Below are 19,987 nucleotides of genomic sequence, written 5' to 3'. Positions count from 1 at the left end.
TGCTGACTAAAGAGCCAGCATTTTTAAATCAAATAGGGTCAACGAGTATCTAGTAGCGAGCGAGTGCTGTAAACCAACTAAATCAAGTTTTCGTCGGATATTGAACTTAGTGCTACGAGTTTACTTGCTCTGATATGGACACGGGTGAATCGGTTTGAAAGGCGATTTTCGCGGTGCAGCCACCACAGCTACGATTGAACAATTCAAAGTCCCAATGGAAGCGCTGACACAAGTCATCGACAATCAACAAGCCTAGCCCATGACCATTCGGGTTGTATTGTTCCTGAAGGCCTTCACCTTGGTCTTCAATCACAAGAGTGTCTTGGGAAAGAGTGATAGTTACGGTGCCGCTATTGGTCGCAGCAATCGCATTTCTCAACAAGTTACCGACCAACATATTCATGATGGTACTGGTGGCTTGGATGGTTGGTTCTGATTGAATCTGTAAGGCTATTTCGACTTCTTTCTCTTTTGCCTGCAACGAGTTTTTCGAAACAATAGTCTCTAATTCTTGCTGGGTGAACAAGCGCAGCGGTGCATCGTCACTGTTTCTTTCGTAACGAACGAGACCAAGCAGGGCATCGACCATTTCTGACATTTGAACAATGGCGTCATCAATACGTTCAACTTGGCGAGATTGAAACTCGGTTGTTTCGCTGCGAAGTAGTAGCTTATTTGCCCCGCGAGCGACAGTCAGCGGGGTTCTCAACTCATGACTTGAGTAGCGAGCAAAGGCTTGTTCACGCTTGAGCAGGGAGTTGATTTCTCGACGATATTGATTAAGTTGATCGGTCAGTTGACGAAATTCCACCGCCGCATCGTCACTCACACCAAACTCTTCGTTTAGGTTGAGCTTATTCGATTCCAGTTGGGCGGAGAGCGAGTTGAATGGTTCAATCAAACGCTTGGAGAGTCTATAGAGTAGTGCCCCAAAGCTGAATATCAGAATTGAGAGAAGGGTTAACATAAATGTCGTCGCATACACCAATTCATAGATATCAAACTCGACGCGATCGATTTCAGACAACAGAACAATTGGGTGGGTTTCTCCTTCATCAGAATACTCACCGACATACACCATGCGTGATTCGGGTTCATCGCCAACTTCGCCCAGAAAGCTATCTTTTCCTTCTATATATTTAGTGTATTTCTTTGGAATGTAAGCCAGGTCGTTGTATGCCACTGTGAGGTCATCAATGCGAATCTCACCACTTTCTCCAGATTGGAATAAGCCAACCGCGTAGTTGCGATCGATAAGAATGCGCTTTTCCCCAACCCGATCTTCAGACAAATACAGTGCGGCAATAAACACCACATAGACGAATGCAGATACAATCACGGCCATTAACCCAAAGAAAACCGCTAAGCGGCCAGTTAGGGTTTTGGTGCTGGAGAGAACATTTGAAATCAATTCGATGACTCCAAACGAAATCCTACTTTAGGAACAGTAATCAACATTTGGGTGTCGAAAGGTTTGTCGAGCTGATTACGCAATTGATAGATGTGACTGCGTAACACATCGTTGTTGGGTTCGTCTTCTTCCCATAATTTGTACGAGATATCTTCACGAGTGACCACATCTGGTGCATTTTGGCAAAGCATCTCAAGTATGGTGTAAGTGGTTGGGTTGAGCGCAAGAAGCTTGTCTTGTCGGTAAGCTTTACGGATTTTTTGGTCGATGGTGAGCTCGCCGAACTGCAACTTAGAATAGGCTACTTTTCCTCGGTAACGACGAACCAGCGCGTTCATTCTTGCTTCTAGAATATCCAAATCAAAAGGCTTGGTGAGGTAATCATCGGCACCGTGTTCAAAGCCCTTCAACATGTCTTCACGGCTATCCAATGCGGTAAGCATAAGGATCGGGGTTGTATTACCTTGGTCTCTTAGCTTGTTGCAAACCGTTAGGCCGTCCATTCGTGGCAGCATCAGATCCAATATGATGATATCAAACGAGTTATCCATCGCGAGTTGCAAGCCAAGCTCACCGTTATCCGCATAATCGAGCTCCATCCCTATACACTCAAAATAATCAAACAAAACACCTGCAATTTCACGGTTATCTTCGACTAATAGAACTCGTTTCATTTTGATTCTCATACAGAAATAGACAGTAACATTATCCTGAGTGAGCGTGAAAAATATGTCAATAACATAACTTTCACTTATGGGAGGGTAGATTGGTTCCAGATTAAAAAATAGAAGAACGTATTATGTCTGAACTTCATATTAGCCGCCCTAAGATATCTACATCGCAGATCAATCCTGCGGTATCTCTGTCTATCATTGTTCCCTTCTACGATGAACAAGAGGTGTTGGAAGAGTTCCACTCTCGCCTCACTAAGGTTCTCGATAGCTTGCCGATCACAAGTGAGATTGTTTATGTCGACGATGGCAGCAAAGACAACAGCTTGGACTTGGTGAGTTCATTCACTTCAATCAATAGTTCAATCTCGGTCATTGGTTTAAGCCGCAACTTTGGTAAAGAGTCAGCCATGAGCGCTGGCCTTGAGCATTGTCGTGGACAAGCCGTAATCCTATTAGATGCTGATTTACAAGATCCACCGGAGCTGATTCCGCAAATGATCGCCAAGTGGCGTGAAGGCTATGACGTGGTCAATATGCAGCGCAGCCAACGTGATGGTGAAACGTGGTTTAAGAAGTTTTCAGCGGCAAGTTTTTACAAAGTCATGAACGTGGCTGCGAAGATCGATGTTCCTGAAAATGTCGGTGACTTCAGACTGTTGAGCCGTGAAGTCGTCGATCATATCAATCAACTTCCTGAACGTAATCGCTACATGAAAGGCATTTTCTCATGGCCGGGGTTCAGACAAGCGACGATCCAATTTAAGCGCGACGCTCGCTTTTGTGGTGAGACCAAGTGGAACTACTTGAAGCTTATCGGCTTGGCGATGGATGGCATCACCTCGTTTTCTATCCGACCACTGCGCATTGCAACGGCAGTCGGCGGCCTCGTCGCCCTAACGGCTTTTGTGTATGGGATGGTCATCGTGTTCAAAACCATGATGTTTGGTGAGCCTATCACGGGTTACCCATCAATGATGGTCGTTCAACTTGCCCTTGGCGGCATTCAACTTCTGAGTATTGGTTTAATGGGGGAATACATAGGTCGTATCTTCATCGAAACCAAGAATCGTCCTTTGTATCTGATCCAATCGGTGGTCGATACACCAGCGTTAAAAACACATTTTAAATTAGAGGAGTCAGCATGAGCCTGAACCGAACGCACCTATGGTATTTGTTGGCTTTTGCATTGGTTCTAAGGCTTTTATCTCTGGCAACTTATCCATTAATGGACACCACAGAAGCGCGCTATGGCGAAATGGCACGTCTGATGGTGGAAACTGGCAATTGGTTAACACCTCAGTTTGATTACGGTATTCCTTTCTGGGGTAAGCCACCGTTGTTCACATGGATGAGCGCTGCGGGTATTGAGTTGTTCGGCTTGAGTGAATTTGCGGTTCGCGCACCACATTGGTTAGCGGGTGTCGTAACGATTTTGTTGACGGCTTACATGGCGAAACGAACAGGGCAAAGTGCGTTGGTTGCCGCGGTAGTGTTGGCGACATGCGGTATTTTCTCAATCGCAGCGGGTGCGGTGATGACAGACATCGCGTTAACCTTGGCGATGACTATTGCAATGCTAGGTTTCTACCTGTGTTGGCAAGGAGGAGAGGCTTGTAAGGGAGAAGATAGTGCAAAGACTAATCGATCTTGGGGTTATGTTGGTTTCATTGGTTTAGCACTAGGCTTGCTTGCAAAAGGGCCTGTAGCGATTGTCATTATGGGCATCGCAGTATTTCCTTGGCTAGTCTTACAACACGGCTTCTTTGGCGCTTTCAAAGTGCTTTGGCAACGCTTTCCACTGTTGTCGGGCTTAGGCGTGATGTTGGCGATTGCCTTACCGTGGTACATCATGGCGGAAATGGCAACGCCGGGTTTCATTGACTACTTCATCGTTGGCGAACACTTTAAGCGATTTGTTGTGAGTGGTTGGGAGGGGGATCTTTACGGCTCTGCCCATGATCAAGCGCGAGGCATGATCTGGATATTCTGGATTCAAGCCGCTGCGCCTTGGTCGATTGTGTTGCCTATACTAGCATTTGCTCGACGTAAGAAAATTGCAGAAATTAATACTGAAAATCGCGGCTTGTTTTCATTCCTTGTGTGCTGGCTTATTTCGCCTCTGATCCTTTTCACCATGGCGGGTAATATTCTTCCAGCTTACGTGTTACCGGGTATTCCTGCTCTTGGTTTGTTGGTTGCTATACTTGTAGTGGAAAAAGATAAGAAGTGGTTCTCAAGCGTGGCTTTAGTTCTACCTGTCTTATTGATGATCGCGATGGTTTACCTGAACTTAGGCAAGGCGAACGAGAAGAGTGATCGTATTATCTTCGAACAGATCACTGATTCATCACCGAGTTTTTATGTAGGCAAGCGACCGTTCTCTGGGCAATTTTATAGCCATGGGCAAGCGAAGAAGCTACTTGATATCGAGCAACTCGATGGCATCGACAAGTTCTATTTAATTGGTAAAAGAGCGGAAGTCGAAACCAAGATTAAAGACAACGCGTTAACGTGTATTTTGGAGCCGACGGTTAAAGTAAAGCGCGCTTTATTCAGTTGTCATAGCCAAAACATCAAACCAAATTTGTCGTTGAGTCACATTCGAAGTGAAAGTGATGTTCAGCGTCAACTCAGGGCTGCGAATGATCAATAACAAGCTTCAGACACAAAGCCAAAGGCTTCAGTCCCATCACAAGATGGTTCGGTTCGCAGTGGTTGGTGTTGGCGGGTTTGTTGTTGATTGCTTAGTGTTTGCATTGCTGCATTACGTTATTGGGTTGCCCTTAATGACAGCGAGAATTGTCTCCTTCATTGCTGCTGCAACGACAACGTGGTTTGGTAATCGTGTGCTGACCTTTGGGTTCAAAGGGCAGGGTAATTGGTCTGAAAAACTGATTCAGTGGCAAAAGTTCATGTTCTCAGCGTCGATATCGGCAGTACCTAATTTGCTGTGTTTTAAGCTGATGACGGAATTACTGCCTGCGTTTACTGGGGCAGTGTTTATTGCCATGGCGGTTGGTATCTTGGTCGGCATGGTCACTAACTACCTGTTTAGTCAATATTGGGTCTTTACCCGTTAGAATCCCTTGTAATCACATCACCAAGTGAAACCTTTGGGTAGTTCATTTGTAACAGGTACAAAAAAGCGCAGCTAAATAGCTGCGCTTTTTATTAATATGATAACCAAGTAAATAAGGCCGCTATATTAACGCTGTGTTGCGCGTTGGCGATTCTTGCCGTTACTTGCAGGTTTGCCACCTTGACCATTGCCCGCTTTGCTGCGGTTTGGCTTGCCATTTCCGCCGCCATTGCCTTGCGATTGCTGGCTAGCAGGGGTTTTTTTTGATGAAGCCAGTCGCTGGTTTATTACCATTACCGTTCTGCTTTCCGTTGCCCTGATTGCCGTTGTTTTGGCTACCTGTTGGCTTCTTACCACCCGGTTTAGGCTTATTGCCACCTGGCTTAGAATGGTTACGTGGGCTTTCGCCGCCAAGACCCGGTTGAGCTTTACTGTGCTTAGTTGCGAAACGTTGTGAGCCGTGACGACCAGACTTACGACGCTGTGCTGGTGTCTGAGCTTCAAAATCTTCTTCAGGGACTAAGCAGTTCGCTTTGTCACCAATTAGGTGCTTTTTACCCATGCTGATCAGTGCTTCACGGATGATCTTCCAGTTCTCAGGATCGTGGTAACGAAGCAGTGCTTTATGCAGACGACGTTGACGATCACCTTTCGGCACAGGAACATCTTCACGTTTTTTGTATTTCACGCGTTTCAGAGGGTTGGTCTCTGAGTAGTACATCGACGTAGCATTACACATTGGCGATGGGTAGAAGTTCTGTACTTGGTCACACTCGTAGTTATGCTTTTTCAGCCACAACGCAAGGTTAAGCATGTCTTCATCTTCCGTGCCTGGGTGAGCAGAGATGAAGTAAGGAATTAGGTACTGTTTCTTACCGGCTTCAGCGCTGTACTTCTCGAACATCTCTTTGAAACGATCGTAAGTGCCCATGCCCGGTTTCATCATCAGATCCAGAGGGCCTTTTTCAGTATGCTCTGGAGCAATCTTCAAGTAACCACCAACGTGGTGAGTTACAAGCTCACGAACGTATTCTGGAGATTCAATCGCAAGATCATAACGAACGCCTGATGCGATCATTACTTTCTTGATACCCGGAACCTTTCTCGCTGAGCGGTATAGGTCAATGGTGTGCTGGTGGTCTGTGTTCAGTTTTTCACAGATTTTAGGGAACACACATGACGGGCGACGACAGTTGATTTCCGCTTTAGGATCAGAACAACCTAGGCGATACATGTTCGCCGTTGGGCCACCCAAGTCAGAAATAGTACCGGTAAAGCCAGGTACTTTATCTTTAATATCTTCGATTTCATCCAAGATCGATTCTTTCGAACGGTTCTGAATGATACGACCTTCGTGCTCTGTGATTGAACAGAAAGAACAACCACCAAAACAACCACGCATGATGTTAACCGAAGTTTTAATCATGTCGTATGCAGGAATCTTTGCTTTGCCATACATCGGGTGAGGAACACGCTTGTACGCAAGGCCAAACACGTAATCCATCTCTTCAGTTGCAAGAGGAATTGGCGCTTGGTTTACCCATAGCTCGCGGTCACCGTGACGTTGAATAAGAGCGCGACCCGAATACGGGTTGGTCTCTAGGTGCAGGAGACGGCTAGCGTGAGCGTAAAGAATACGGTCGTTATTGAGCTTTTCGAAACCAGGGATACGAACCGCGGTTGTTTTTGCATCGTGACGAGAAGGACGAATCGTAATTGGCTGCGCCTTTACTTCTTCTTTTTCATCTTTCTTGGTATCACATTGCGTTTCTACTTCGTACGGGTTAACCGGAACGTAGGCTTTGTTCGGTTTTTCGATACGAGAAGAATCGATAATTTTGTAACTTTCAGGCGCTGCAGGCAGGTTAATTGCAGTACCGCGAATATTTGTCAGCGTTGACATATCTTCGCCGTCGGCAATTCGGTGTGCGACTTCAACCAGTGCACGCTCAGCGTTACCGAAAAGAAGAATGTCTGCTTTTGCATCAAACAATACAGAGCGACGAACTTTATCAGACCAGTAGTCGTAGTGCGCAACGCGACGTAAGCTTGCTTCAATACCACCAAGAACGATTGGTGTGCCTTTGTAAGCTTCACGACAACGTTGAGAATAAATCAGAGTGGCACGGTCAGGACGCTTACCGCCTTCATTGTTTGGTGTGTAGGCATCGTCGTGACGAAGTTTGCGATCAGAGGTGTAGCGGTTGATCATGGAATCCATGTTACCCGCAGTGATGCCGAAGAATAGGTTAGGTCTACCCAGTTCCATGAACGCATCTTTACTGTCCCACTTTGGTTGAGCAATGATGCCCACGCGGAAACCTTGAGCTTCAAGCAAACGGCCAATGATAGCCATACCAAAGCTCGGGTGATCGACATAAGCGTCACCAGTTACAATAATAATGTCACAGCTATCCCATCCAAGAGCATCCATCTCCTTTCTACTGGTAGGCAAAAAGGGTGCTGTTCCGTAGCACTCGGCCCAGTATTTTTTGTGTTCGTGAATAGGAGTGATATCGCTGTACATATTTCAACCTCTGATTTTTGAGGCGGGAATTATAGCGGCATGAGGCTAGACTAGCCAGTAGAACATGCCCCTGTTAGTTCTAGTGTCTTTCTAGAGTCAGTCGCTAACGTCCACCCGCCACACCATAAAACAGCATAGTAGAAGCGTTGAGTCGTGTCGCTAATTTGTGATTTTGATTAGTGTTCGGGGCAGTTTTTGATATTATTCGCGAAAATAAGTCTGAATAAGTAGATCCACAATGGTCGAATCATTATTAGTACAATTTGCTCCCATGTTATTAGGAGCCCAACTGATCTTAACTTTAATCTTAGTGAAGGGGGATATTTGCCCTGGTCAACGTGGCCGTATTCACAAGATGTTACCTGCGATTGGCGTGCTTTGGCTTGCTGTTGCTTCATTAAGAATTGAAGCGTTTCTGATCGTATTCGCTATCTTTTACTTCTATTCTCAAGTTCAAACTAAGAAGACACGTGACTCAGGCCCTATCTGGGTGATGTATCTTGCGTGTGGTTTGGCGCTGTCATACGTTGCTATCCAAGCAAGCGAACAGGTAAACCCAGTGGGTATTATCACTACTGTGTTGTTGGTGGCTTTACTGGGTGCTTCTTTCGGACATTTACTGCTGACTATCGCAAGAACGCGCTTACAAGCATTTCATCGCGTTCTGCCTGTTGTGGGCGTATTAAGTGGCATGCTGGTGGTGTTGGCGACAGTGATTAACGTTTATTCACTGTCTGAAGCGCAACTAGAACCTGTTATTTCAACCTTGTTGTTTAGCTTTGCTTTGCTTATCTCTTCTATCGTGGTTTGGTGTTGGCATTTGCTGTTTGTCAAAACACCTGAGAAGTTGCAGTTAACGATAGCATTGCTGATGTTGTTAGCGTCAGTGATTGGCTTAACACCGGTTTGGGCGTTGTAAGAGGTTGTCGAGCTTGCGAAACTTTTAGTCGATAAAATCCGTGCTAGCGAAAGAAGTGTGATCTGTTTTTAAGCATGCGGCTGGTAAGCGTTCTAAACTTAATTCTAATCGTGTGTTCGTTAGGAGTTCAGGATGGATTTAAGCAACGTCAAAGGTTTCGATAGCATTATCTTGCTCGGGATCGTCAACGAAAAGCTTCGTTTGGAATGCGATAGTTTTGAAGAGCTGGTCAGCATGTATGAAATGGATATAGAAAGTGTCGTCGGTAAGCTCGATATGCTTGGCTATCAATACGACCCACTGACGAATCAGTTCAAGTCTTACTCAAGATAAGCTCACAATGAGAGTTTCTTCTATCGTGAATTAACACTCATTGCCTGTTGTCGGTATTGGTAATAAAAAAGTCACAGATAACCTGTGACTTTTTTGTTTCTGGCGCATACCTATCTGGTTCAACGCATGCATAAACTAACCCAACAACGAGTCTCTTAAACGACCTCAATCCCATCTAGGTGGCTCTTACTCTGCTGTCTTGCCGTGCTAAAGAAAGCCTGCAGATAACGTTTGTCTTTCTCTGAGTTTCTTACCGCAGCAAACAATCGTCTTGAAAGTCCGTTGCCCAATGGTTTACTGGCGATTAACCCTTGTCTTGAAAACTCACTGATCGCCCAATTAGGTAAGGCTGCAACCCCTAGACCTGCTGATACCATCTGCACCAACATCAATGTGTTGTCTGCCTGTTTCCATTTTTTAGGCTCTACGCCTGCCGGCTGCAAAAAGTGCTTCACAACATCAAGACGCTGCTTTTGAACTGGATAAGAGAGCATCGTGATATCGCTAAGATCTTGCGGATCGATACTTGGCTTTTCCGCCAAAGGGGAGTTAATAGCGGTGATTAAACGCATTTCAAAATCAAAGAGCGGTTCGTAATGGACCTCTGAACGCGGCTGAATGTCTGAGGTGATCACCAAGTCCAATTCCCCAGCCATCAAAGCCGGTAAAGGTTCAAAGCCAAACCCTGACGAGAAATCTAGGGTCACGCTTGGCCAAGCAACTTGGTACTCCTTCAAAGCGGGCATTAACCATTGGAAGCAGGAGTGACATTCGATCGCCATGTGCAATCGCCCATTCACATCCTCTTTCAGGCTCGCGAGTTCGTTCTCTGCTTTGGCAATTCTTGGTTGTATCTCATCTGCGAGCTTAAGCAAGATCTCACCCTCAGAGGTGAATTTTACGGGCCTAGTTTTACGCAGGAAAAGCTGACCGCCAATACGAGCCTCAAGGTCTTTCAATTGATGCGAAAGCGCCGACTGAGTCAGGTGAAGAGAGGTTGCGGTCGCAGTCAGTGAGCCGCTGTCTCTCAAGGTGGTCAATGTTCGAAGGTGTTTAAGCTCTATCATGAGTATTCCTCATATTCCCTAAGCCAATTCAATATTTCTTAATAATCACCCTACGGTGTTTTTGCTCTCTTGTAAACGTCTAGATGTCCAGATGGATTTAAACTGTTCATCTTTGGATGATTCAAGATGAATATTATTAATAAACAAGATGAATATTTGGACGTTGTTCATAGATCGGATTAAGGCGATAGTTTAGCCATCCAGACGCCTTTGTAAAAAATGAAATCATCACAGGCAGTCTGACCGGAAATTAAAATTATCGAATAAGGAACAGACTCATGACGACAACAACGCATATTCTTGGTTACCCACGCATCGGTGAAAAACGCGAACTTAAATTTACACTAGAAAAATACTGGCGCGGTGAGATTAACCAATCAGAGCTTAAGCAGCTCGGCAGCGAGCTAAGAAAGCGTAACTGGAATGTACAAACCGACGCGAATCTTAGCTTTGCAACTGCGGGTGACTTTGCATGGTACGACCATGTTCTGACAACGACGCTACTTCTAGGCCATGTTCCCAAGCGTCATGCTGGTGGTTCTGAAGATGAAAAAGCTTTCCCAGATTTAGATACCTTGTTCCGCGTTGGTCGTGGTCAGTCTCAAGTTCAATCTACTTGCTGCGGTGGTACGCATACGTCGAATGATGTCACGAAAGACAGTTCAGCGGCTTCTGACATGACCAAGTGGTTCAACACCAATTACCACTACATTGTTCCTGAGTTCAGTAAAGATGATTCGTTTGAAGTGAGTTGGCCGCAGCTGTTTGACGAAGTGAACGAAGCGATCAAAGCAGGACACAAAGTTAAGCCTGTACTTCTTGGACCACTCTCTTACTTGTACTTAGGCAAAGAAGTAGAAGAGGACTTTGACCGCTTATCTCTACTTCCACGTCTTCTTACCGCTTACCAAGCTATTTTGGCAAAACTCGCTAAGCTGGGTGTTGAGTGGGTTCAAATCGATGAACCCATTCTCTCTCTGGAACTTGAGACTAAGTGGGTAGATTCATTCAAACTGGCTTATCAAGTGATTCAAGGCGATGTAAAACTATTGCTTACCACTTACTTTGATTCGGTGACAGACACGCTAGATAAAATCGTAGAGCTGCCCGTCAACGGCTTACACATCGACTTGGCTGCAGCACCGCAGCAACTTGATGAAGTGGTAAACAAGCTACCGGAAGATTGGGTGCTTTCTGCAGGGGCGATTAACGGTCGTAATGTGTGGCGAGCTGATTTGGCCACGCAACTGGAGCGATTACAGCCAGTGAAAGAGAAGCTAGGAGACAAACTGTGGGTGGCTAGTTCATGTTCTTTGCTGCATAGCCCGGTAGATTTGGAGTTAGAAGATTCGCTCAGCGAAGAAGTGAAGAGTTGGTTTGCTTTCGCGAAACAAAAAGTCACTGAGGTGAGTTTATTGGGGGCCGCGTTAGATGGCGATCATAATGCCATCTTAGCGTGTGAGACGTACAGCCAACCAATTGTTGCTCGTAAGAGCGCGACTCATGTGAATAAGCCTCAGGTACAAGAGCGCCTTAATACCATCACTAAAGCGTTAGCAGAGCGAAGTGCGCCTTATGCAGAACGTGCGGCGCATCAGTCTGAAGTTCTCGGCTTACCGTTGTTACCAACCACAACGATCGGTTCATTCCCACAAACAGGTGAGATCCGAGTTCAGCGTAGTGCTTACCGCACTGGTCAATTGAGTGAAGCGGAATACACCAACGCACTAAAAGGTCACATTGCGGATGCGGTCAAACGTCAGGAAGCCCTTGATTTAGATGTGCTTGTGCATGGTGAAGCTGAGCGTAATGACATGGTGGAATACTTTGCAGAAAACCTAGCCGGCTTCCAAACGACTAAGTTTGGCTGGGTACAAAGTTATGGCTCTCGCTGCGTGAAACCAGCAATCGTTGTTGCGGATATTGAGCGTGAAAAGCCGATGACGGTGGAATGGTCTACCTATGCTCAATCTCTGACTTCAAAGCAGATGAAAGGCATGCTTACAGGGCCTGTCACTATCTTATGTTGGACATTCCCGCGTGAAGATATCTCACGTAAAGAGATCACCAATCAATTGGCGTTTGCGCTGCGTGATGAAGTGTCGGATTTACAAGACGCAGGCATTAACATTATTCAAATTGATGAGCCTGCTATTCGCGAAGGCTTGCCACTGAAAAAGCGTGACCATGCCGAATATTTAGAGTGGGCAGTGGATGCTTTTAAGATTTCAGCAGCGAGTGCCAAGCCTGAGACTCAGATCCACACCCACATGTGTTACAGCGAGTTCAACGAGATCATTGATTCAGTGGCCGCGCTAGATGCCGATGTGATTACCATTGAGACTTCTCGTTCGAACATGGAACTGCTGAAAGCGTTTGAAGAGTTCAACTACCCGAATGCGATTGGCCCCGGTGTTTACGATATTCACTCGCCGAACATTCCTTCAGAAGAGTGGATTGTGGATTTACTTAAGAAAGCCGCAGAAAAAATCCCAGCAGAACGTTTGTGGGCGAACCCAGATTGTGGATTAAAGACGCGTAACTGGGCAGAGACAGAAGCCGCACTAACTAACTTAGTTTCGGCGACTAAGACACTGCCTAAAGAGTGGGAAGCCTCAGAAGCTTGAGCATAACTAATACTAGGGTTTGATTACCCGCTAATCCACGATGAACTACAAAAAAGGCCTCGCAAATGCGAGGCCTTTCTGTTTAATGCTTGCTCGAATATCGAATCTAGCTGCTGCTCTGGCAAGTATCTTTGCTGATCAGCTTCTCAACCATCAATTGTCCGCGAGTGTTGCGAATCTTGATGTTGTAAGCCAAGCCCATGTCTAGGTTTGCTCTTACTTCTGAGTTGGTGCAGTAGCTATTCACACTCATATCGACAACTTGGTTTAAAGGCTTAGCACCTTTTGCATCTTGGTTGTAGATCATCATGATCTCAATCACGGTGTTTTTCGCAAGTACACGCATGACTGACAGTGGGCCATATTCAATCGGCAGGCCTGCAGATAAAACGCCAGCACGGTGCTGCGCCATCATTTCAAGCTGTCTTTGTTTGTCTTGCTCGCTTGAAGCACAGCCTGCAAGCAGAACCGCTGCCAGTGAGCCAATAATCCATTTTTTCACGTTAAAATACTTTCTTGAATGGTTTTACAATGACGTTTTGGTAGACGCCAGCATCAATGTACGGGTCTGCGTCGGCCCATGCTTGTGCGTCTTCTAAAGAGTTGAACTCAGCGATCACAGTAGAACCTGTGAAACCCGCTTCACCAGGGTTATCTGAATCGATAGCTGGCATTGGGCCTGCTGTTAGAAGTCGACCTTCATCGTGAAGTGTTTGTAGGCGTTCTAGATGTTGTGGGCGAACACTTAGGCGTTTTTCTAATGAGTTTTCGACGTCTTGAGAAAAAATTACGTACCACATGTTGAGATATCCTTATGTTACTTCACTGAATTAGAGCGGTTAAATTATTTATCTGGCTAATTTACGCGAACTAATGGGTATTGGAAGAGCTAATGATAAGAAATTGTGAAATGGTGCGGCAGAGTGAGAAGGTCTTTAGCATTTTTAATCGAAATGACTAAAGACCTTTGAGAGAGATAAGGTCGTCGAAGGACTATTTGTTGATTGGGCGAGGCTTACCGCTTTCGTCTACAGCAACGTAGTTGAATGTCGCGCCACATACCTTGTAACGATCTCCGATGCCGTGATCAAGTACCGGCTTAACCCATACCTCTAGGTCGATATTCATCGAGCTTCGGCCAATCTTGGTGCAGTCGCCATAAACACAGACCACATCGCCAACCGATACTGGCTGTTTGAATTCGATGCTTGATACTGACACGGTGACTATTTTTCCGTTTGAGATCTCTTTCGCCAGTATGCCGCCAGCCAGATCCAGTTGAGACATTATCCAACCACCGAATATTTGACCTGCTGCATTGGTATCAGAGGGCATCGCCAAGGTGCGAAGAAGTAAAGAACCAATCGGGTTCAAAGTTGATTGAATAGTCATTGTTGTACTCTTAATGGTATTGATTGTTTTAAATTAAAATAGATGTGTTTGCGGGACTCGTGGTGGTCGTATTTTTAACGTATTCACCGAACACAAACAACCAGTGGCCAATGATCACGAGTATCATTGGCCACTGTTAAATCGCATATTGATAATAATTGTATCAAAAAGGGGATGCGGACTCATCCCTAAGGGTTATTTCTCGTCGGTATTTTTATCCGTTAACTCTTTCTGCTGATCTTTTGGTAGATGCTTGTAGATATAAACACCCGTTAGCAAGGTAAATGCAAAAGTAGCGATCAGTAAGCCAAACACTTTGAAGTTGACCCACACATCCAAAGGCAGGTTGAAAGCAACGTAAACATTGAGGATTGCACACAATGTGAAGAACAGAGTCCAAGCCCAGTTGATCTTGCCCCATACCGCTTCAGGAAGAGAGATCTCTTTACCCAACATACCTTTAATCGCTGATTTGCCCATTAGATGACTGACTGTCAGGCCGATAGCAAATAGCGCATAAACTATAGTCACTTTCCACTTAATGAAATTGTCGTCATGCAAGAAAATGGTCATGCCACCAAATACGGCAACCATCAGAAATGTGATGATCTGCATTTTCTCTACTTTCTTGTAGATGATGTACGTCAAAACGATTTGTACTGCGGAAGCAACAATCAATGCACCTGTAGCCGTGTAGATGTCGTACATCTTGTAAAGCGCAAAGAAAATAATGAGAGGAATGAAATCAAGAATTTGCTTCATGTGGCACTGAGTATCCAGTTAGTTGAGTTGCAGACAGTCTAACCAAAATTGCCTCGATGCTAAATAGCCCGAGACAATTGGCTGCAAAACTATTTTGTTTGAACTCCTTGTCACCGCATCGACGATGTTTGGTAGCGTGGGATCAGTTTTTTGATATCTTCAAGGTAGCCCTCACTCTTCAACGTGTCTAAAGTGTTTTCAAGCTCTTGCTCACTCATCGCAAAACACGTTGATTTTCCGGTCGTCAGATCAAGATACTCGTGATATTCGCGTTCTGTGAAGTGGCCAATTCTATCTATTAATAAGGTTTTAATTCCGTGGTGAATTAAGCCGTAATATGTATGTCTTTGTAAGGTCATAGCCTATCCTCCGTGACAAGCTGCAATGTTATTGATGCAACCTGCTGTATATTGGTTGGGTTATCTATGACAAAGCAATTCGAATGCCATTTTATCCATTGGGATAGAATTTCTGACGTAAAAAGTTGAATTAATTTTCTTTTCAACTAGTTAAATAAACGTCCGTTCTAATCTCTAAACACCAATACGTAGCTACCGAGAAATAGTTTTATTTTGAGAATCGTAAAATTCTCATTATGACGAGCAACTCAAGCTTTGATGGTCTTGAATTGGCAACTTTGATAGGCCGTTAATCAACAAGCCAGTCAACCAGAGTTGATAGGGAAGGGTTTTGACGGTTTTTAGGTTGCAGTAAAAAATAACCGTTGCCAGAAAAGATACTTCCTTCACTAACCTTAACCAATCTCCCTAAATCGATGTCTTGCTTGGCGAGAGTGATGTCGCCAATCGCAATCCCAAAACCTTGTATTGCGGCGTTCATCGCTTGATCGAGTGTTGCGAATTGCTGGTTTTTCTTGCTTGAAAGGTCATGACTTCCAATATGTTCTAACCAAAGTCGCCAGTCACTTTGTTCGTTATTGGCGTGTAGCCATGTGTATTGAGCAAGTTTATGTGGCTTGATTAGAGAGGAGGTACCACTAGCAAGGTGACTGGGTTTAATACTTTGTGCTTGGCAGACGGGCGCCAGTTGCTCGTTGAACAAGAGTTGACTAACAATCGATTGTTGGCTTGGCTTCTTGCCATAGGTAATGACGGCATCAAAAGGATCAAAGCTTGGTTCGAAAACGTGCTTAATGGTTGAGGTCAACTCTACATCAATTTCAGGAAAGGCTTGTTGAAATGACATCAGCTTAGGCAATAGCCAAGAGGTGATACAACTTGGTGCGTTGAGTTTGATCTTCGATGGAGAGCTGGCAACTTGATTTAACGCCGATTGCAGTTGTTGGATGGTATCTTGAATCAGCGGAACCAGTTCTTCTCCCTTAGGTGTTAATGACAACCCGCGAGCATGTCGGTAGAAAAGATCGCACCCGAGACTTTCTTCAAACGACAGGACCTGACGGCTTACCGCCCCTTGCGTGACATTGAGCTCATGTGCCGCACGTGTAAAGTTGAGGTGCTTAGCTGTAGACAAGAACGCGAGCAGTGTTTTTGTTGAAGGGAGAGTTTTATTCATGCTTTACCTATGACTTTTTATCATGGCTATTATGTGATTATTTCGATTCATTTATCAATAGTGTTCTGTTTGAATGTAAATACTTAATCATCATTTGTGATTCAATATGTGTATAAGTTACATATATTGAATATAAAGGCAGTGATGAAGGAATCGTAATTACATGAAAGGGATAGCTTCTTGACATCTTTTATTGATAACTTAGTGCCTCAAGCTGTAAAAAAATTAATACCTTATCAATCAGCAAGAAGAATTGGCGGCGATGGACGTGTCTGGCTAAATGCCAATGAACTGGAAAATACTTTGTTTGAAGATGAGCAAGGTTACAATCGTTATCCTGATTTCTTACCGCAAGACATTGCCAAGGCTTACCAAGATTACTGTGGCACTGATGCCCTGACAGTCGCGGTTCGCGGTGCAGATGAAGCGATTGATTTACTGATCAGAACCTTTTGCAAACCAGCACAAGACAATATCCTCATTTGTTCTCCGACTTACGCAATGTACGAGTTTTGCGCCGATGCACTCGCTATCGAGACATTAGACTCACCATTACAAGAAGACTTTAATCTTAATGTCGCCGATATCGTGCAGAAGTCTGAACTGGTTAATCTTGTCTTTCTTTGTTCACCAAACAACCCAACGGGCAACGTAATTCCAAAAGCTGACCTTATTGAGGTGCTAGAAGGAACCGTGGGTAAATCGCTAGTCGTGGTCGATGAAGCGTATATTGAATTTGAACCTCAGACATCGGCCGTGAACCTTATTGAGCGTTATCCGCATCTAGTCGTGATTCGCACTCTATCTAAAGCGTTTGGACTCGCAGCCGTACGTTGTGGCTTTATTTTGGCGAGCCCTAACGTGATGCAATACGTATCTAAGCTGATTCCCCCTTACCCAATGCCAGATTGTTCTTCTCAGATAGTTTTAGAGGCGTTATCTAATGAGCGTGTTGCCGTGATGAAACAGGCGACCGCTAAACTGGTAGAGATTCGTAATCAGTTTGCTACGGAGTTAATGCAGTTCGACTTTATTGAACACGTTTATCCGTCATCGACCAACTTCATTTTGTTACGTCAAAAATCGGGGCATCAACTGTTTAGCGTATTGACGAAGGATGGCATTGTAACAAGGAACCAAAACCACGAACCGGCTTTACGTAATTGCGTGCGAATCAGTATTGGTAGCCAAGAGAGTATGGCGGAAGTGATAGCGTCACTTTTACGCTACCAAACCGAATTAGGACAGAATCAACAAGACAAACAAATTCAACATAAAAAAACTCAATCTCAACTCGATAAAGATCATATCTAGGATGGCAATGATGAAAAAGATAATACTAGGACTCGCTTGTGCGGCTGCTTTACTTGGTGCAACAGTACAGGCGAAAGAAATCCGTTTAGCGTCAGACTTTACGTATCCGCCATTCAACTACAAAAATAGTGATGGTGTGCCTGTCGGGTTTGATATTGAGATAGCTGATGCACTGTGTGAGCAAGCCAAACTCGATTGTACTTGGGTTTCACAAAGTTGGGACTCGCTAATTCCAAGTCTATTGGCGAGAAAGTCAGACGTGATCATGGCGTCGATGCGTATTACCGAAGAGCGTAAGCGCAAGATTTTGTTCACCGATAAGTACTACCAAACACCAGCCGTATTTGTTGCTGCTAAAAGCGCGGAGTTCAGCGTAGATGAGGCTGGCTTAGCGGGCAAAACTATCGGTGTTCAGCAAGGTACGATTCATGATCGCTACGTAACAGACAAGTTTGGCGATGTGGCAAACATTAAGCGTTATACCGGCCAAGATGAAGTGTATCTGGATCTGCAAAACGGTCGTCTAGATCTAACCTTCGGCAACTCAGATCAACTGTCATTGGCTTTCTTAGACAAGAAAGAAGGTGAGGGTTTTGAATTCAAAGGCAAAGCAGTAACCGACAAAGCCTACATTGGCGAAGGCACGGCACTAGCGTTAAGGAAGCAAGATTCAAAACTGGCGAAACAATTCAACAACGCCATCGAAGAGATCAGAGCCAACGGTACCTATGACAAAATTGCCGCTAAGTACTTCACGTTTGATATCTATGGCGCTGATTTGTAATTCGTCTAACGCCTAAAAATTAGAACACAAAAAAAAATCCGAGGGCTGTGAAGCTCTCGGATTTTTTCGTTTATGTCAGCGGTATCAATTCAATTAATAATCAACCATCAACTTAACGTTTAGTCTTTACGCTTGTTGCTTTTGTAGCTCAGTTTCTTGTTCTTCGTCTTTGATTAGAGAATCAACGATTACTGCACATGCTGCATCACCAGTGATGTTAAGAGCAGTACGAATCATGTCGAAGATACGGTCTAGAGCGAACAACAGAGGTAGACCTTCGATAGGGATACCAGCTGCTAGAAGAACGGCAACCACTAGGAAAGAAGGACCTGGAACACCAGCTTGACCAACTGCGCCTAGCGTAGAGGTTACGATGATAGCAACGTAAGCGCCCATAGACAGGTCGATGTTGAACAGCTGTGCAAAGAAGATAGCAACTAGGCCGTAGTAAATTGCGTTACCAGACATGTTGATCGTCGCACCAAGAGGCAGAACGAATGAAGCCGTAGAGTTGCGAACGCCAAGTTCTTTCTCTACCGTTTCCATTGTTACTGGTAGTGTCGCCATTGAAGATGCTGTTGATAGTGCAACCGCTTGAGGCTTCTTCATTGCTACTAGGAACTTCTTAGCTGAAGTCTTAGTGAAGATTTGAATCATCAGTGGGTAAGCAACAAAGCCGAAGATAAGAATCGCAGCGATGTAAACAATGAACAGCTTGAACACGACCATAAGCGCGCCAAAACCAAACGTACCTACTGCTTCAGCCATTAGGCCGAATACGCCAAGTGGTGCAATGATCATAACTTTGTTGATCATCCATACCATAGCGTCAACGATAGCATTTACACCGTTGATGATAGGGTCACGTTTCTCTTTTGCTTGTTTAGAAATCGCAATACCAAAGAATAAGCAGAAAACGAGAATTTGCAGAATGTTTGCTTCATTCAGTGATTGGAAAACGTTGGTAGGGATCATGCCAGTGATGGTTGCCCAGAACGTTGGAAGTTCGCCTTTCGCAGCGTATTCTGAAGAGAACATGCCTTCAACGCCAGAAACATCGATACCACGACCGGGTTCGAACACTTCACCCATTACAAGCGCTAGTGCTACAGCAAGTGCAGACGTTAGTGCAAAGTAACCCAGTGTTGTTACACCGACTTTACCAGCCGATGAGCTATTACCTAGACCTGCAGCACCTGAAATTAGGGCAACCGCGACTAGAGGAATAACCAGCATCTTGATCAAATTGATGAAGATAGCACCCAGTGGAGCGAACATAGTTGCGCTGTCACCCATCATCGCACCGACTACAGTACCGATGATCATTGCAATAACGACTTGAACGCCGATGTTGCTTAGTAAACTCTTTTCTTTTAACACTTCCATAACCTCTGTGCTACTAAATATAAAAATCCCAGAACTACTCACCAATGTACGATGTACCATTGGATTAATATTTCGCGACGAGTTTTACACGTATCCTTTACATTTATCAATATGAGCAGAGGTGAAAGTCTCTGAAAAACAGGTGGTCTAATGTCATTTGTTGATTTTGCACAACA

Annotated in this window: 18 protein-coding genes and 1 pseudogene; 8 read left to right on the top strand and 11 right to left on the bottom strand. The window is 44.8% G+C overall.

Annotated elements, in window-relative coordinates; genetic code table 11:
* Positions 1-112: 112 nt before the first annotated feature.
* Together QWZ07_RS16170 and QWZ07_RS16165 are read right to left on the bottom strand one after the other, a co-directional pair.
* Positions 113-1,411 carry a sensor histidine kinase gene (locus tag QWZ07_RS16170; protein ID WP_192852910.1) on the bottom strand — a complete coding sequence of 433 codons (1,299 nt, stop codon included), beginning with the start codon at positions 1,409-1,411 and terminating at the stop codon, positions 113-115.
* The gene (locus tag QWZ07_RS16165) at positions 1,408-2,085 is read right to left on the bottom strand and encodes a response regulator transcription factor (RefSeq protein ID WP_192852911.1); all 678 of its coding nucleotides are present in this window, start codon (positions 2,083-2,085) and stop codon (positions 1,408-1,410) included. Before QWZ07_RS16165 ends, QWZ07_RS16170 begins: the two co-directional genes overlap by 4 nt.
* A gap of 125 nt (positions 2,086-2,210) precedes the next feature.
* On the opposite strand from QWZ07_RS16165, the gene QWZ07_RS16160 reads away from it, so the two are divergent.
* The 3 genes from QWZ07_RS16160 to QWZ07_RS16150 are packed head-to-tail and all read left to right on the top strand — an operon-like array spanning position 2,211 to position 5,165.
* Positions 2,211-3,230: a glycosyltransferase family 2 protein gene (locus tag QWZ07_RS16160; protein ID WP_099165400.1), complete on the top strand. Its 1,020-nt coding sequence runs from the start codon at positions 2,211-2,213 to the stop codon at positions 3,228-3,230.
* A complete protein-coding gene (locus tag QWZ07_RS16155; RefSeq protein ID WP_192852912.1) occupies positions 3,227-4,738 on the top strand; it encodes an ArnT family glycosyltransferase in 1,512 nt (503 codons plus the stop codon). Before QWZ07_RS16160 ends, QWZ07_RS16155 begins: the two co-directional genes overlap by 4 nt.
* The gene (locus tag QWZ07_RS16150; RefSeq protein WP_102486436.1) at positions 4,701-5,165 is read left to right on the top strand and encodes a GtrA family protein; all 465 of its coding nucleotides are present in this window, start codon (positions 4,701-4,703) and stop codon (positions 5,163-5,165) included. The genes QWZ07_RS16155 and QWZ07_RS16150 overlap by 38 nt, the downstream gene beginning before the upstream one ends.
* A 125-nt stretch (positions 5,166-5,290) precedes the next feature.
* On the opposite strand, the pseudogene QWZ07_RS16145 reads toward QWZ07_RS16150, so the two are convergent.
* Positions 5,291-7,598 (bottom strand): annotated as a pseudogene (locus QWZ07_RS16145) (YgiQ family radical SAM protein).
* 331 nt (positions 7,599-7,929) lie between these two features.
* On the opposite strand from QWZ07_RS16145, the gene QWZ07_RS16140 reads away from it, so the two are divergent.
* Positions 7,930-8,610 carry an HI_1241 family integral membrane domain gene (locus tag QWZ07_RS16140; RefSeq protein WP_102291005.1) on the top strand — a complete coding sequence of 227 codons (681 nt, stop codon included), beginning with the start codon at positions 7,930-7,932 and terminating at the stop codon, positions 8,608-8,610.
* 132 nt (positions 8,611-8,742) lie between these two features.
* The gene (locus QWZ07_RS16135; RefSeq protein ID WP_017105187.1) at positions 8,743-8,943 is read left to right on the top strand and encodes a DUF4250 domain-containing protein; all 201 of its coding nucleotides are present in this window, start codon (positions 8,743-8,745) and stop codon (positions 8,941-8,943) included.
* Between the two features lie 155 nt (positions 8,944-9,098).
* Here the strand turns inward: QWZ07_RS16135 and QWZ07_RS16130 are convergent, their stop codons facing one another.
* Positions 9,099-10,010, bottom strand: coding sequence for a LysR substrate-binding domain-containing protein (locus QWZ07_RS16130; RefSeq protein ID WP_017111000.1), 912 nt, complete (start codon positions 10,008-10,010; stop codon positions 9,099-9,101).
* A gap of 278 nt (positions 10,011-10,288) precedes the next feature.
* Here QWZ07_RS16130 and metE point away from each other — a divergent pair, with 278 nt between their 5' ends.
* Positions 10,289-12,637 carry a 5-methyltetrahydropteroyltriglutamate--homocysteine S-methyltransferase gene (gene metE / locus QWZ07_RS16125; RefSeq protein ID WP_192852914.1) on the top strand — a complete coding sequence of 783 codons (2,349 nt, stop codon included), beginning with the start codon at positions 10,289-10,291 and terminating at the stop codon, positions 12,635-12,637.
* A gap of 106 nt (positions 12,638-12,743) precedes the next feature.
* Here metE and QWZ07_RS16120 read toward each other — a convergent pair whose 3' ends face one another.
* The 6 genes from QWZ07_RS16120 to QWZ07_RS16095 form a co-directional block, all read right to left on the bottom strand.
* On the bottom strand, positions 12,744-13,139 hold the full coding sequence (locus QWZ07_RS16120) for a GspS/AspS pilotin family protein (protein WP_017105190.1): 396 nt from the start codon (positions 13,137-13,139) through the stop codon (positions 12,744-12,746).
* A 1-nt stretch (position 13,140) separates the two neighbouring features.
* A complete protein-coding gene (locus QWZ07_RS16115; protein WP_004741234.1) occupies positions 13,141-13,437 on the bottom strand; it encodes a YciI family protein in 297 nt (98 codons plus the stop codon).
* Between the two features lie 193 nt (positions 13,438-13,630).
* Positions 13,631-14,029 carry an acyl-CoA thioester hydrolase YciA gene (gene yciA / locus QWZ07_RS16110; protein ID WP_017061510.1) on the bottom strand — a complete coding sequence of 133 codons (399 nt, stop codon included), beginning with the start codon at positions 14,027-14,029 and terminating at the stop codon, positions 13,631-13,633.
* A 195-nt stretch (positions 14,030-14,224) separates the two neighbouring features.
* Entirely contained in the window at positions 14,225-14,791 is a 567-nt protein-coding gene (locus tag QWZ07_RS16105) for a septation protein A (RefSeq protein WP_076668843.1), read from the bottom strand.
* Between the two features lie 110 nt (positions 14,792-14,901).
* A complete protein-coding gene (locus tag QWZ07_RS16100) occupies positions 14,902-15,150 on the bottom strand; it encodes a hypothetical protein (protein WP_192852915.1) in 249 nt (82 codons plus the stop codon).
* 289 nt (positions 15,151-15,439) lie between these two features.
* The gene (locus tag QWZ07_RS16095; protein WP_017110997.1) at positions 15,440-16,327 is read right to left on the bottom strand and encodes a LysR substrate-binding domain-containing protein; all 888 of its coding nucleotides are present in this window, start codon (positions 16,325-16,327) and stop codon (positions 15,440-15,442) included.
* A 180-nt stretch (positions 16,328-16,507) separates the two neighbouring features.
* Between QWZ07_RS16095 and hisC the strand changes: the two genes are divergently transcribed.
* Positions 16,508-17,641, top strand: a complete 1,134-nt coding sequence (gene hisC / locus QWZ07_RS16090; RefSeq protein ID WP_192852916.1) for a histidinol-phosphate transaminase — start codon at positions 16,508-16,510, stop codon at positions 17,639-17,641.
* A 10-nt stretch (positions 17,642-17,651) separates the two neighbouring features.
* Entirely contained in the window at positions 17,652-18,425 is a 774-nt protein-coding gene (locus tag QWZ07_RS16085; protein WP_192852945.1) for an ABC transporter substrate-binding protein, read from the top strand.
* A gap of 126 nt (positions 18,426-18,551) precedes the next feature.
* On the opposite strand, the gene QWZ07_RS16080 is transcribed toward QWZ07_RS16085, so the two are convergent.
* The gene (locus tag QWZ07_RS16080; RefSeq protein WP_390226356.1) at positions 18,552-19,871 is read right to left on the bottom strand and encodes a dicarboxylate/amino acid:cation symporter; all 1,320 of its coding nucleotides are present in this window, start codon (positions 19,869-19,871) and stop codon (positions 18,552-18,554) included.
* Positions 19,872-19,987: the final 116 nt, after the last annotated feature.

The organism is Vibrio lentus, assembly GCF_030409755.1.
Lineage (GTDB): Bacteria > Pseudomonadota > Gammaproteobacteria > Enterobacterales > Vibrionaceae > Vibrio > Vibrio lentus.
The sequence above is the reverse complement of the archived record's forward strand: the minus strand, read 5'-3'. Positions and strand labels throughout refer to the sequence as shown.

Bases quoted from the DNA above. Each gene is read 5' to 3' on its own strand.
- QWZ07_RS16165 (WP_192852911.1), bottom strand. From the start codon at position 2,085: ATGAAACGAGTTCTATTAGTCGAAGATAACCGTGAAATTGCAGGTGTT.
- QWZ07_RS16160 (WP_099165400.1), top strand. From the start codon at position 2,211: ATGTCTGAACTTCATATTAGCCGCCCTAAGATATCTACATCGCAGATC.
- QWZ07_RS16155 (WP_192852912.1), top strand. From the start codon at position 3,227: ATGAGCCTGAACCGAACGCACCTATGGTATTTGTTGGCTTTTGCATTG.
- QWZ07_RS16150 (WP_102486436.1), top strand. From the start codon at position 4,701: ATGTTCAGCGTCAACTCAGGGCTGCGAATGATCAATAACAAGCTTCAG.
- QWZ07_RS16140 (WP_102291005.1), top strand. From the start codon at position 7,930: ATGGTCGAATCATTATTAGTACAATTTGCTCCCATGTTATTAGGAGCC.
- QWZ07_RS16135 (WP_017105187.1), top strand. From the start codon at position 8,743: ATGGATTTAAGCAACGTCAAAGGTTTCGATAGCATTATCTTGCTCGGG.
- QWZ07_RS16130 (WP_017111000.1), bottom strand. From the start codon at position 10,010: ATGATAGAGCTTAAACACCTTCGAACATTGACCACCTTGAGAGACAGC.
- metE (WP_192852914.1), top strand. From the start codon at position 10,289: ATGACGACAACAACGCATATTCTTGGTTACCCACGCATCGGTGAAAAA.
- QWZ07_RS16115 (WP_004741234.1), bottom strand. From the start codon at position 13,437: ATGTGGTACGTAATTTTTTCTCAAGACGTCGAAAACTCATTAGAAAAA.
- yciA (WP_017061510.1), bottom strand. From the start codon at position 14,029: ATGACTATTCAATCAACTTTGAACCCGATTGGTTCTTTACTTCTTCGC.
- QWZ07_RS16105 (WP_076668843.1), bottom strand. From the start codon at position 14,791: ATGAAGCAAATTCTTGATTTCATTCCTCTCATTATTTTCTTTGCGCTT.
- QWZ07_RS16100 (WP_192852915.1), bottom strand. From the start codon at position 15,150: ATGACCTTACAAAGACATACATATTACGGCTTAATTCACCACGGAATT.
- QWZ07_RS16095 (WP_017110997.1), bottom strand. From the start codon at position 16,327: ATGAATAAAACTCTCCCTTCAACAAAAACACTGCTCGCGTTCTTGTCT.
- QWZ07_RS16085 (WP_192852945.1), top strand. From the start codon at position 17,652: ATGAAAAAGATAATACTAGGACTCGCTTGTGCGGCTGCTTTACTTGGT.
- QWZ07_RS16080 (WP_390226356.1), bottom strand. From the start codon at position 19,871: ATGGTACATCGTACATTGGTGAGTAGTTCTGGGATTTTTATATTTAGT.